Origin of the sequence: Paraburkholderia xenovorans LB400, from assembly GCF_000013645.1 — a bacterium.
GTDB lineage: Bacteria > Pseudomonadota > Gammaproteobacteria > Burkholderiales > Burkholderiaceae > Paraburkholderia > Paraburkholderia xenovorans.
The window spans coordinates 551865-564449 of the sequence record NC_007953.1; the positions used below are offsets into that span (position 1 = coordinate 551865).

The following is a 12585-nucleotide window of genomic DNA, read 5'->3' on the forward strand; positions in this document are numbered from 1 at the left end:
GATGCCTACCCGCGTGCACACCGTTCGCGATGACGAGCCGCTGGTAAGCAAGTGGGGCGGCGAGGCAATTCGGGTGCGCGGATTGGTGCAGGGCGTTGGCTTTCGGCCCGCCGTCTGGCGTCTCGCGCATGACTGCGGCGTGAGCGGCACCGTCTGCAACGACGGGGAAGGTGTACTGATCCGCGCGTGGGCGGACAGGCCGGTGCTCGAGCGCTTCGTCGCGGGCTTGCATGGCCGCTGTCCGCCGCTTGGACGGATCGACTCGGTGGAGCGACGCGCGGTCCCGGACGTGGCGCCAGCGCCCGGCGAATTCACGATCGTTGAAAGCGGCGGTGGTCCTGCGCATACCGGCGTGGTGCCCGACGCGGTGACGTGCCGGGCCTGTCTCGATGAGACGCTCGATCCATCGGGGCGCCGCTACCGTTATCCGTTCACCAACTGCACGCATTGCGGGCCGCGCCTGTCGATTGTCGGTGCGATCCCCTATGATCGTTGCGCTACGACAATGGCCGCCTTCCCTTTGTGCGGCGCGTGTCGCCGGGAATATGACGATCCGGGGGACCGGCGCTTTCATGCACAGGCGGTAGCCTGTCCGGCGTGCGGGCCACGAATATGGATCGAGCAGGCCGACGGCTCGCGGGAACGAGGCGATCCGCTCGAGGTCGCGTGTCGTTATCTGCGGCTCGGCGGCATCGTCGCGATCAAGGGACTGGGCGGTTTTCAGCTTGCGTGCATGGCGACGGCGCAGGCGGCGGTCACGAAATTGCGCGTGCTGAAACACCGTGCACGCAAACCGTTTGCGTTGCTGGCGCGAGACGTGACGATGGCCGAACGTTATTGCAGCGTGAGCAATGCGGACGCGGCGTTGCTGCGGAGTGCCGCGGGTCCGATCGTCATCATGCCGGCGATCGGGCGGACCACGGCGGCCGATCTTTCCGGCGTGGCGCCGGGCACCGCAACGTTAGGCTTCATGCTGCCGTCGACGCCGTTGCATCATCTGATCATGCGTGCTCTCGATGCGCCGATCGTGCTGACCAGCGGTAACGTCGCCGACGAACCGCAATGTACGGCGAATGACGATGCTCGGATCCGGCTCGCGGGCATGGCCGATGTGTTTCTGATGCACGATCGCGAGATCGCGTCGCGCATCGACGATTCGGTGGCGAGGGTGCTGCACGGCGTGCCGCGCCTGTTGCGCAGCTCACGTGGCTATGCGCCAGCACCGCTGCGCATGCCGCATGATTTCGCCGCTGCACCGCCGGTGCTGGCGATGGGTGCGCAACAGAAAAACGCGTTCTGCCTGCTGCGCGAAGGCGAGGCGCTGGTTTCGCATCACATCGGCGAGCTGGAAAACGGCGAGACTTATCGCGACTACAAGGCGTCACTCGCGCGATACGAAAAACTGTTCGGGCACGACGCGCGCGTGGTGGCGGTCGATCTGCATCCCGAGTATCTGTCACGTAAGCTCGGGATCGACATCGCGCGGCAACGGAGTCTGCCGCTTGCGGAGATCCAGCACCATCACGCGCATTTCGCCGCATGTCTCGCGGAAAACGATATCGGCCTCGCGTCGAATATCCTCGGCGTCGTGCTCGATGGCCACGGTATGGGCACTGACCGTCGCCTGTGGGGCGGCGAATTTCTGCTGGGGGGATACGTCGACTGCACGCGCGTGGCCAGCTTGACGCCGGTGGCGTTGCCCGGCGGCATGCGCGCAGTCCTTGAGCCGTGGCGCAATACGTATGCACATCTGCGCGCCAGCCTGGGGTGGGAATGGGTCGCGCGGCGATACGCGAAGCTCGACCTCGTCCGCTTTCTTGCCGGCAGGCCGCTAGCGCTGCTCGAGCAGATGATCGAAGGCGGCGTGAACAGTCCGGTCTCAAGTTCGGCTGGACGCCTGTTCGACGCGGTCGCCGCGGCAGCCGGCGTGTGCCGCGAGCGGGTGCAGTACGAAGGGCAGGCCGCAATCGAATTCGAAGCGCTGATCGACCGGCGGACGCTGCATGATGAAGATGACGCACTCGCTTATCCGTTCCGCATTGGTGAAGCGTCGGACGCGGCATACCCGCTTCTGATCGACGCGAAACCGATGTGGCTTGCGCTGCTCGATGACCTGATGCGCGCGACGCCGGCACCGGTGATAGCCGCGCGCTTTCATAAAGGGTTCACGATCGCGATCGTGCAGATGGTCAAGCGCGCGCTCGGGTCGAGACTGCATGGATCGGCGCCTGCGGTGCGCACGGTCGCGCTGTCCGGCGGCGTCATGCAAAACGCGGCGCTTTTCGAACAGCTTTCGGAGCGGCTTGCCGCATGCGGCCTGGTGGTGCTGGCTCATCGCCAGGTGCCCGCGAATGACGGCGGCATTGCGCTGGGGCAGGCCGCGATTGCCGCAGGGCGTGCGCTGGCGCACGTAGAGCAAAGGAACACGTTATGTGCCTAGGCATTCCAGGACAGATCATCGCCATCCACGATGCGGTCAATAAGCTTGCGCTGGTCGAGGTGAGCGGAGTCCGGCGGCTGATCAACATCGCCTTCATTGTCGACGAAGATCTGCCTGCGGCTGCGTATGTCGGCGACTGGGTCCTTATCCATGTCGGTTTCGCCATGAGCCGTCTCGATGAGGCGGAGGCGATGCACACACTTGCGTTGTTGCGCGAACTGGGCGAGTCGGACGAGTTGGACGATCGGCGGATCGCGACCGACGCTTTCAGCGCGACAGGAAGCACACCATGAAATACGTCGACGAATTCCGCGATCCGGACAGAGCCCGTGCGCTGACGCACGAGATTCGCCGGCTAGTCGAGCGGATCGCACGCACACGCGGTGGCCTGGAGCGACCGTTGCAGATCATGGAGGTTTGCGGCGGTCATACGCATTCGATCTTTCGGTACGGGATTCACCAGATGCTGCCGCCGGAGGTCGAGTTCGTTCATGGTCCCGGCTGCCCCGTCTGCGTGCTGCCGATGGGACGCGTCGACGACTGTGTGGCGCTCGCCAGGCGGCCCGAAGTGATCTTCACGACGTTCGGCGACGCAATGCGAGTACCGGGCTCCAGCACGAGCTTGCTGAAGGCCAAGGCCGATGGCGCTGACGTGCGGATGGTCTATTCTCCCGTCGACGCGCTGGCGATTGCACGTGCGAATCCGCATCGCGAAGTGATCTTCTTCGGGCTCGGCTTTGAAACCACGATGCCGGGCACGGCAATGACGGTGCTGCAGGCGCACGCCGGGCGCGTCGAAAACTTTTCGCTTTTCTGCAACCACATCACTATCGTTCCGACGATCAAGGCGATTCTCGACTCACCGGACCTGCGCCTCGACGGATTTCTCGGCCCGGGGCACGTCAGCATGGTGATCGGAACCCGTCCGTATCGCTTCATTGCGGAACAGTACCGGAGGCCGATTACCGTCGCCGGATTCGAGCCGCTCGATGTGCTGCATTCGGTCTTCATGGTCTTGCGCCAGATCGCAGAAGGCCGCAGCGAGGTGGAAAACCAGTATGCCCGTATCGTGCCCGAGAATGGCAATGCACAGGCGCTGTCGGCGATCGGGCAGGTGTTCGAGCCGCGCGAGTTTTTTGAATGGCGCGGGCTTGGATCGATTGAGCATTCGGGTGTGCGGATTCGCGATGCGTTTGCCGCGTTCGATGCGGAGCGCAAGTTTCCTGTAGCCAACCTGCAGTTGGCCGATCCGCAGGCGTGTCAGTGCGGCGAGGTCCTTAAAGGCGTCATCAAGCCGCCTCAATGCAAGGTGTTTGGCACTGCGTGCACGCCGGACAGGCCGCTTGGCGCCTTGATGGTATCGAGCGAAGGTGCGTGCGCGGCGCACTATCGCTACGCACGCATCGATACATCGGCGCTGACCGCGGCAGCTGCTGTTTGTCCTGGACCCGCTCCGGCGGCGCTGCGAGTGCAAGCATGAATGACAGGGTCAACAAACTGAGGGACGTGACGATCAATCTCGGGCACGGCGGGGGTGGCCGGGCGATGCGCGATCTGATCGAAGACGTGTTCGTCGCTGCATTCGACAATCCCGCGCTCGCGGCGCTGGAGGACCAGGCGGTTTTTCCGCTTGCCGAACTCGCGCGCCACGGCGACCGGCTTGCATTCACTACCGATAGTTACGTGGTCGATCCGCTGTTCTTTCCGGGCGGCGACATCGGCGCGCTGGCGGTATCGGGCACCGTCAACGATCTTGCGATGTCGGGCGCCAGGCCGCTTTTCCTTTCATGTGGGATGGTGATAGAAGAGGGGCTTGCTGTCGATACACTGCGTCGCGTAGCGGCCAGTATGCAGCGGGTGGCGATCGAGGCGGGCGTATCCATCGTGACCGGCGACACCAAGGTGGTCGAGCGTGGCAGTGCGGACAAGCTGTTCATCAACACCGCCGGGATCGGCATCGTACCTGCGGGAGTGAATATTTCCGCCCGCCGCGCCCAGGTGGGAGACGCCGTGATTGTGAACGGCTTTCTTGGAGACCACGGCGTGGCGATCCTGATTGCAAGGCAACAACTCGCCTTGCAGGCCGACGTTGCCAGCGACTGCGGGCCGCTGGGCTCGCTGGTGGCGACGATGCTCGGCGCGTGTGACGACATTCATTGCATGCGGGACGCGACGCGCGGCGGCATGGCGACTGTATTGAACGAATTCGCCGTTTCGTCGGGCGTGGCGATTCATATCCGGGAGACCGCGATACCGGTGCGGGACGAAGTCAGAGGCGCATGCGAAATTCTCGGGCTCGATCCGCTCTATCTGGCCAACGAGGGCAAACTGATTGCGCTGGTACCCGCGCGCTGCGCGCAGCGGCTACTTGCAGCAATGCGCCGCCATCCGGCGGGAAGAGACGCGGCTATCATCGGCGAGGTGGTGGCGCTGCCCGCAGGGATCGTGGTCCTGCAAACGGAGTTCGGCGGCCAGCGGATTGTCGACATGCTGGTCGGCGAACAACTGCCACGAATCTGCTAGCGCGGTCGCCCTTGCGACTGTCGGCGGGGCGGCGGCCATCTGCCGTGGAAGAGAACCACCAGGAGAAGAAATGATCACGTTATATGAGTTCGACGACCAGCAGTCCCAATCCAACGCGCTGGCGAAGGCAGTGGGGGACGCTTTACAGGTGTCCCTCACCGCTCAGGCAGCCTCGGCCGCCAAGGGCCCGGGCCACGTTACGCTCGCAGTTTCCGGCGGCAGCAGTCCGCGTCCATTCCTGCAAACGTTGTCCACGCAACCGTTCGATTGGGCACGCATTGCCGTGACGCTCGTCGACGACCGCTGGGTTGCCGAAACGGACAGCGCGAGCAACGCGCGTTTCGTACGCGAGGCGCTGCTGCAGCACGCGGCGAGCAGCGCCGTGTTCTGGCCGCTTGTCGACACCGCGCAGGCGCTCGACGCGCATGTCGCCGCGCTGAACGCCGACCCGGCTCGCCTGCTGCCGGACATCGCTGTTCTGGGCATGGGGGAAGACGGCCACACGGCATCGATCTTCGCGGATTCACCCGAATGGGACGACGCAATTACCACGACTGCACACTTCATTGCCGTGCACCCGGGGAGCGCGCAGCATGCCCGGGTGAGCTTGTCGTTATCCGCGCTGAAACGGATTGACCACCTGTTCTTACTGATTGCCGGCCCTCGCAAGCGCGATGTGCTGAAAGCGGCGACCTCTACACTCCAGAGAAATGCCATCTCACAGTTGGCTCACGCCAGCGAAGCGCAATTAAACGTCTACTGGTCTGCAAATTAGCGTCAAGTCCCCCCATCTCACAAGGAACGACCATGAACACCGATACCGACAAGAGAATATTCGCGGAGTTCGACGATTTCGCTTCGAAAAGCGAGGACGTCAACGTTCAGTTTTTGATTCAGGCGATGAAGCTTCACGCTGAGATCACCAATTCCAGGCTTGCCGACATCGAGCAAGCTTTGCTGGCGCTGCGCAATTCGAGTTCCGCCACGCAGCGGTGACGACGCTGGCGTATCACGTCGGGGGCTGCCGTGAGCTCCTGGGGTGTTGTGCGCGCGCGTCGCCGCGCCGCGGATGCCAGCCAGCGTGCTCGCAAGCGTCAGCAGGTACGAGGGCATGGCGACTGCCCTCAGGTGCAAGGCATTCCGTCGTGATGTGGCGCCGTCGTCCCGATTGAACCGCCGGGGTACGGGACCGTACCGACATTCCGGACCGTTGCGTGCATCGTAAGGGGAATCATCCGTGCATGACGCGGTGAGGCAATCAGGGCGCGTACCGAACAGGACGTCCAATTTCCCGGTCAGGATTGCCGCCGGCCTCACGAAGCGATAACAACCATGAATCCGCTAACACTGTTTCTTCTCACTGCGTTTGCTTTTGCGCTCCTCGATTTCCGCCAGTCGATCTGGTCCGGCTCCGTCATGCCACGGCGAATCGGAGAGATACGCTACCCACACGAAGAGTAAAGTGCGAATGCCACAGGGTGGCCAAACGCAAGGCCGACCGGCGGCTGCCTCAATTTCCCGGGAGACCCCAACTGGTCAGCCTCACCGCCGCTGATACGATACCGGGTAAACCAGCTCGACTCCTCGCCATCCTGTGATCGCGGGCTATCGGTAACAGATCAGCGGTAATCTCGCGGAAGGTCGACGGACTCCAGGGATCTAGACCCGAACGGTTGAACGCGTCTTGCTAAAACATCGTGATCAAGGGGATCCTCGTTAGCGGCGCTTTAGCGGGGCCACCACGCGGTCAAACGACACCTTTAAAAAAAGAAATCGCGCAGAATGTTTCGTTCACTCAAAAGGCCAGGCCATGTCCGATTCCACTACCGTCAGGCTGGAAGCATTTAGCGATGGTGTATTCGCGATTGCAATTACCCTGCTTGTGCTGGAAATCAAGGTACCGTCCGCCAGTGATCTGAGCCAGGTCAGCGGTCTTTGGCATGCACTTGCGGAACGTTGGCCCAGTTATGTCGGCTTCGTCGCCAGTTTCTTTATTGTCGGCGTGATGTGGGCGAACCATCACGCGCTATTCGAATACATACGGCGGGTGGATCGCCGCATGTTGCTGGCGAATCTGTTTCTCCTCATGGGCGTCAGCTTTCTTCCATATCCCACGGCCGTACTGGCACAGAATCTCGCGAACCCCGCGACCCGCACGGACGCGACCGTGTTCTACGGCGTCACGCTCGTCTTCACCGCGTTGACATACAACGTTGTCTGGTGGCTGGGGCGCTACGGGCAGGCGCGGCTCGAGCCGCACGTTCATGAGACGGGATTGCGGATGATAACTCGACGCTACAACATGACGCTGCTCGGCAGCCTGGTTGCGACCGGCTTCGCGTTCGTAAACATCTGGCTGAGTCTTGTCATGCATCTTTCCCTGTACGTACTGAGCGCACGTTCGGAGCCGTTGAAGGAAAGGGACTGAATCGTGCTGTTCCTGCGTCGAGTTCAACGACCTGTTTCGCAGCGGCGGCGTTTTCTGCCGGATTTCGGTCGGCGACCGCCCGGGCTGCTGATTTTCACGCTCGCCCGCGCTATTCGCACCACAACCCTCACCGCTTTGTCACAAAGCCTTCAGATCTGGCAATAGTCGATCGAATTCCTGCTTTACCACGTTGTAGCATTCGCAAACGCGCTTTTCGAGCCCGGGGCGGTCCAGCACTTCGATATGACCATGGCTGTAGCGAATCAGCCCCGCATCCTGCAGTTTCAACGCCGCTTCGGTGACCCCGGATCGGCGCACGCCCAGCATGTTGGCGATCAGTTCCTGGGTCATTCTAAGTTCGTTTGACGGCAGGCGATCGAGGCTAAGCAGCAACCAGCGACACAACTGCTGGTCGATCGAGTGATGACGGTTGCAAACCGCGGTCTGCGCCATCTGCGTGATCAACGCCTGGGTGTAGCGCAGCAATAACCTCTGCACAGGCCCTGCGCGGTGAAACTCCTGTTTCAGGATCCTGGCATCGAGCCGGTACGCCTCGCCCGCGCTTTGCACTATCGCGCGGTTGGGGGTGGTTTCGCCGCCCATGAAGAGTGCAATACCGATGAGCCCTTCGTTGCCGACGATCGCAATCTCAGCGGAAGAGCCATCTTCCATGACGTAGAGCAGCGAGACGATCGACGTGGTGGGGAAGTAGACGTGATGGAGCCGGTCGCCCGATTCGTATATCACCTGCCCCAAGGGCATATCGATGCGGACCAGATGGGGAGAGATGCGTGCCCACTCTGCTTCGGGCAAAACGGACAGCAGGTGATTCTGTTTGGGATCTTGCTCGTTTGTCATGTATTGCTCTCCCTGACATGCTGTCCAGAAACCGCCTCGCTCGCGGATCGTTCTTAACAATATCGGGTCTCGACGGCAGTTGAATGAATGTTCCCGACGAAACTGGCGAGGACGCCGCGGCGTCGCAACACGCGACCAGAATTATCGTTCAATTATAGTTCGTGCGCAGCGCGGCAGCGTACCAGGCGACGGCCTCAATTATGGCTCGCTGCGTCTACATTGACCCTTCCTCCAGCGGAACGCGTGCCGTCGCCGGTGTGCTCCGTTGCAGACTGGGCGGTTGCGGATGACAACCGCCGTCAGGCAGGCTCGTCAGCCCCGCGCCTTTCGATCACGATGGGCAGCCGGAGCGTGAATTCACTGCCGGCACCGGGCCCCGCACTGGTCGCCGACACGGTTCCGCCGTGCGATTCGGCGACGGCTTTCACGACGGCAAGACCCACTCCCAAACCGCCAGCACTGGCCGCAATCGTTCTGCTCGATTGAGCGAAGAGGTCGAAAATATGTGGCAGAAGTGCTCGTGATATGCCCAGACCATTGTCCGTGACGGAGACAATGAGGTCCTTTCCGTCCGAATGTACGTTCACCGTGATGCAACCATGGTCGGGTGTGTATTTCGCTGCGTTATGCAGGAGGTTGTCGATGGCCTGTGCAAGACGGACCGCGTCGCCTTCAACGCGTAGCGTCCGGTCGGCGAACTGCAGCGTGAATGTCTGGCCGCGTTTGGCCGTCGCCAATGCAGCGGCGGCGAGTGGGGCGGCCAGAAACCCGACCACGTCGAGGTGGTCCCGGCTTATGCGAAGGACGTTCCGGTCGATCCGGGTAGCGTCCATCAAATCCTGCGCGAGCCGGGCTATCTGTGCGATTTGCCGATCGATCATGTCAAGCGACCGAAGCACTTCCGGTCGGTCCGCCGACGCCCGGCGCATGAGCTGAGTGGCGAGTTGCAGCGGAGTGAGCGGTCCGCGAAGCTCATGCGCCACCATAGCCAGAACCTGATTCTTCAGTTTCGATGCGCTGGCATGGTCGCCGACCGTACGGGACGCATTGAAGGCCACGACGGTAGGCTGTCGCACAGCGGGTTCGATAATTTCATCCCTCTCATCCGCATGGCGCGCGCCGTGAGCGCTAGTAGGCCACCGGAAAGACGTTGGATGGACTGACATGTTGTTCCCCATATCGCACCCTTCAGGGCGCGATGCGCAAAGAGCCGGTGGTTCACCAATGCCTGCCTCGTGAGAGTGATCTGAAGCTGAAGATCGCTGTAACGCGCAGGTTGAAATAGCATGGTCCTCCGACCGATACGGTAAATCTGTACGGTGGCGTTCAGGTGAGTAAAAGCAACCGCATCGCTCGCCGGGTGAACGGCGAATGTCTGCCGACAGGGTGCGCTCCGGGTCCGCTAGATTGTCTACGGTCTATACGCTCGCGGACTCGTGATGCGGCCGTCCATCCGCGTGGTCGCGCCTGGCCGGTACGGCACCGTACCGACTCCGGTCCCAATGATGGGCACCGTGTCTCTGATGTCCTGAATTTGTAATTTCCAGATCTCCAGACACGGTGAGGTGACACACGATCCTGTTCGATCGCTGTCGCCGACTGCGGTTCTCCACAAGACGGGGTTGGTAACCATGAATCCGATTACGTTGTTTCTGTCAGTCGCATTGGTGCTGGCCGGTGCTGTCGCCGGCCAATGGCTCAGCATCTATCTGGCGCCTCCGTTGATCATCGTCGGTATCCTGATCGGACTGTCCGTGAAGGTGGCCAATGTGTGGGAGAAATTCGTGATCCTGCGGCTTGGCAAGCTGCAGAGCGTCAGGGGTGCAGGCTTTTTCATGATCATTCCGCTGCTCGATCACATCGTGGCGATCATCGACGAACGCATCCAGACCACGGCTTTCAACGCGGAGCAGGCGCTGACCAAAGACACGGTGCCGGTCAACGTCGACGCAATCATCTTCTGGCATGTTGCGGATGCGAAAAAGGCGGCGCTCGCCATCACCGATTATCGCCAGGCGATTGATCGAGTGTCTCAGACCACGTTACGCGAATTGATCGGATCATCGATGCTGGCTATGCTGCTGTCGGATCGGATCTATGCGGATGCCCATCTAAGAGACGTGATTGGCAGCAAGACGGCGGAATGGGGCATTGCGGTCGGTTCCGTGGAGATTCGAGACGTAGCGATTCCGGTCGCGCTGCAAGACGCGATGTCCCGTCAAGCGCAGGCTGAGCGGGAAAAGCAGGCGCGCGTCATTCTGGGTTCCGCAGAAGCCGCCATTGCTGCGAATTTCGTCGAGGCGGCTCGTGTCTATGAGAACCAGCCAGGTGCGCTTCAACTTCGCGCTATGAACATCATTTATGAAACTACCAAAGAGCGCGGTGCGACCATCCTCATGCCGACGTCGATGGTGGACAGTCTGAATCCGGCGCTGGCGCTAGCGATCGCCGGCCGCGATCCTGCTACCGGCGCGGCGGTGAGCCCGCTCAAGACGGCAGCCTAGATGAACCCGCGCATTGCAACACGGCGACTCATGACGCGACAGTTCGACCTGTGCGTTGATCCGGCGTCAGCGCCGTGGTGGCAGACGTTGCGGTCATGATGCGCTATTATCCATGGAACTCGCGATGAATATCAGTCCTCTTGCCGGCAAGCGCTTGCCTGATGCAATGCTGGTGAATGTGCCGCGGCTTGTCACCGCGTACTACACCGACAAACCAGATGCCGCGATCCCGGCGCATCGGGTCGCGTTCGGCACCTCCGGGCATCGCGGCTCGGCGTTCGCGCGCAGCTTCAACGAGTGGCACGTACTCGCCATCACGCAGGCCATTTGCTACTACCGGAAGCAGCAGGCTATCGACGGGCCGCTCTTTATCGGCATCGATACCCATGCACTGTCCGAGCCCGCTTACGCGAGTGCGCTGGAGGTACTGGCTGCAAACGGCGTGGAGGTCATGATCGCGCAGAACGGCGAATACACACCCACACCGGCGGTGTCGCACGCCATCCTTGCGTACAATCGCGGCCGGTCCGCGGGGCTGGCGGACGGTATCGTCATGACGCCATCGCACAATCCACCGGAAAGCGGCGGTTTCAAGTACAACCCGCCGAACGGCGGCCCGGCCGATGAGACGGTGACCGGCTGGATCGAAAGAGCGGCGAACGGATTACTCGAAAGCAGGCTTGATGGCGTGCTGCGCATCTGTTTGTCAAAAGCGCTGCGCGCCACGACGACGCACCGGCACGACTTCCTCAACGCCTACGTCGGCGATCTCGTCAACGTCCTCGATATGGATGTGGTGCGTGGTGCGCCAATCCGCCTCGGAGTCGACCCGCTCGGCGGTGCGGGGGTGCACTACTGGGGGCCGATTGCCGAGCGCTATAACCTGAATCTCAGCGTGGTCAACGACGAGGTCGATCCGACCTTCCGTTTCGTGAGCGTCGATTGGGACGGACGGATTCGCATGGATCCGTCGTCGCCGTATGCGATGCAAACGTTGATCGACCAGAAGGATCGCTTCGACGTGGCCTTTGCGTGCGATACCGATCACGATCGCCATGGCATCGTCACGCGGCACGCGGGGCTGCTGCCGCCGAATCACTATCTTGCGGTCCTCGTCCATTATCTGTACGCGAATCGACCGCAATGGCGCGCTCATGTGGCGGTTGGCAAGACCATCGTCAGCAGCCAGATGATCGATCGTGTGACGGAAAAACTCGGCCGCACGCTTTACGAAGTGCCAGTCGGCTTCAAATGGTTTGTCGATGGGCTGCTCGACGGTTCCCTGGGTTTCGCAGGTGAAGAGAGTGCGGGCGCCAGTTGTCTGCGGCTCGACGGCACGGCGTGGAGTACCGACAAGGACGGTATCGTGCCCGCTTTGCTGGCGGCCGAAATGACGACCCGCACTGGCCGGGATCCTGCCGAAATTTACCGTGATCTGACCCAGCGACTGGGCGAGCCGGTCGAACGCCGCGTCCAGGCGGCGGCGACGGCGCCGCAACGCGCGCTGCTTGCACGGCTGTCGCCGGCACAGTTTCCTCACACTGAACTTGCCGGCGAAAAAATCGAGCAGGTGCTCGACCGGGCGCCGGGCAATGGCGCAGCCATAGGCGGCATCAAGGTGGTCACGAAGAGCGGCTGGTTCGCTGCGCGCCCGTCAGGCACCGAAGATGTCTATAAGATCTATGCGGAAAGCTTCCGCGGCGAGGCTCACCTGACACGCATCGTTGGCGAAGCCCAGGCGATGGTCGACAGCGTGTTCGAGGCACAGGTTGCCACGGATGATGGCGCCCGGCCGTGAACGCGGAAAATGCAAGGCCTTGGCCGCAAGCGGG

Annotated in this window: 11 protein-coding genes; 9 read left to right on the forward strand and 2 right to left on the reverse strand. The window is 61.9% G+C overall.

Annotated features, from left to right (window positions below; all coding sequences use genetic code 11):
• Position 1 precedes the first annotated feature (1 nt).
• The 7 genes from hypF to BXE_RS39225 all read left to right on the forward strand — a co-directional run bounded on the left by hypF (position 2) and on the right by BXE_RS39225 (position 7391).
• Positions 2-2440, forward strand: a complete 2439-nt coding sequence (hypF, locus tag BXE_RS39195) for a carbamoyltransferase HypF (RefSeq protein WP_011493691.1) — start codon at positions 2-4, stop codon at positions 2438-2440.
• Positions 2431-2733 (forward strand): HypC/HybG/HupF family hydrogenase formation chaperone, encoded by a 303-nt coding sequence (locus BXE_RS39200; protein WP_011493692.1) that lies wholly within the window; start codon positions 2431-2433, stop codon positions 2731-2733. Before hypF ends, BXE_RS39200 begins: the two co-directional genes overlap by 10 nt.
• Positions 2730-3920 carry a hydrogenase formation protein HypD gene (gene hypD / locus BXE_RS39205; RefSeq protein WP_011493693.1) on the forward strand — a complete coding sequence of 397 codons (1191 nt, stop codon included), beginning with the start codon at positions 2730-2732 and terminating at the stop codon, positions 3918-3920. Before BXE_RS39200 ends, hypD begins: the two co-directional genes overlap by 4 nt.
• Positions 3917-4963 carry a hydrogenase expression/formation protein HypE gene (gene hypE / locus BXE_RS39210; protein WP_011493694.1) on the forward strand — a complete coding sequence of 349 codons (1047 nt, stop codon included), beginning with the start codon at positions 3917-3919 and terminating at the stop codon, positions 4961-4963. The genes hypD and hypE overlap by 4 nt, the downstream gene beginning before the upstream one ends.
• 70 nt (positions 4964-5033) lie before the next feature.
• Positions 5034-5738 (forward strand): 6-phosphogluconolactonase, encoded by a 705-nt coding sequence (pgl, locus tag BXE_RS39215; protein WP_011493695.1) that lies wholly within the window; start codon positions 5034-5036, stop codon positions 5736-5738.
• A 32-nt stretch (positions 5739-5770) separates the two neighbouring features.
• Complete coding sequence (locus BXE_RS39220; RefSeq protein WP_040123533.1) at positions 5771-5959, forward strand: hypothetical protein; 189 nt, start codon at positions 5771-5773, stop codon at positions 5957-5959.
• Between the two features lie 814 nt (positions 5960-6773).
• Positions 6774-7391, forward strand: coding sequence for a TMEM175 family protein (locus BXE_RS39225; protein ID WP_011493697.1), 618 nt, complete (start codon positions 6774-6776; stop codon positions 7389-7391).
• Positions 7392-7529: 138 nt separating this feature from the next.
• Here the strand turns inward: BXE_RS39225 and BXE_RS39230 are convergent, their stop codons facing one another.
• The gene (locus BXE_RS39230; protein WP_011493698.1) at positions 7530-8249 is read right to left on the reverse strand and encodes a Crp/Fnr family transcriptional regulator; all 720 of its coding nucleotides are present in this window, start codon (positions 8247-8249) and stop codon (positions 7530-7532) included.
• A gap of 299 nt (positions 8250-8548) precedes the next feature.
• The gene (locus tag BXE_RS39235) at positions 8549-9307 is read right to left on the reverse strand and encodes a sensor histidine kinase (protein WP_049782407.1); all 759 of its coding nucleotides are present in this window, start codon (positions 9305-9307) and stop codon (positions 8549-8551) included.
• A 573-nt stretch (positions 9308-9880) separates the two neighbouring features.
• Between BXE_RS39235 and BXE_RS39240 the strand changes: the two genes are divergently transcribed.
• Both BXE_RS39240 and pgm read left to right on the forward strand, forming a co-directional pair.
• Positions 9881-10753 (forward strand): slipin family protein, encoded by an 873-nt coding sequence (locus tag BXE_RS39240; protein WP_011493700.1) that lies wholly within the window; start codon positions 9881-9883, stop codon positions 10751-10753.
• Between the two features lie 124 nt (positions 10754-10877).
• Positions 10878-12551, forward strand: coding sequence for a phosphoglucomutase (alpha-D-glucose-1,6-bisphosphate-dependent) (pgm, locus tag BXE_RS39245; protein ID WP_040123724.1), 1674 nt, complete (start codon positions 10878-10880; stop codon positions 12549-12551).
• Positions 12552-12585 lie beyond the last annotated feature (34 nt).

Excerpts from the sequence above, each read along its gene's own strand:
- hypF (WP_011493691.1), top strand. The coding sequence starts at position 2 with ATGCCTACCCGCGTGCACACCGTTCGCGATGACGAGCCGCTGGTAAGC.
- BXE_RS39200 (WP_011493692.1), top strand. The coding sequence starts at position 2,431 with ATGTGCCTAGGCATTCCAGGACAGATCATCGCCATCCACGATGCGGTC.
- hypD (WP_011493693.1), top strand. The coding sequence starts at position 2,730 with ATGAAATACGTCGACGAATTCCGCGATCCGGACAGAGCCCGTGCGCTG.
- hypE (WP_011493694.1), top strand. The coding sequence starts at position 3,917 with ATGAATGACAGGGTCAACAAACTGAGGGACGTGACGATCAATCTCGGG.
- pgl (WP_011493695.1), top strand. The coding sequence starts at position 5,034 with ATGATCACGTTATATGAGTTCGACGACCAGCAGTCCCAATCCAACGCG.
- BXE_RS39220 (WP_040123533.1), top strand. The coding sequence starts at position 5,771 with ATGAACACCGATACCGACAAGAGAATATTCGCGGAGTTCGACGATTTC.
- BXE_RS39225 (WP_011493697.1), top strand. The coding sequence starts at position 6,774 with ATGTCCGATTCCACTACCGTCAGGCTGGAAGCATTTAGCGATGGTGTA.
- BXE_RS39230 (WP_011493698.1), bottom strand. The coding sequence starts at position 8,249 with ATGACAAACGAGCAAGATCCCAAACAGAATCACCTGCTGTCCGTTTTG.
- BXE_RS39240 (WP_011493700.1), top strand. The coding sequence starts at position 9,881 with ATGAATCCGATTACGTTGTTTCTGTCAGTCGCATTGGTGCTGGCCGGT.
- pgm (WP_040123724.1), top strand. The coding sequence starts at position 10,878 with ATGAATATCAGTCCTCTTGCCGGCAAGCGCTTGCCTGATGCAATGCTG.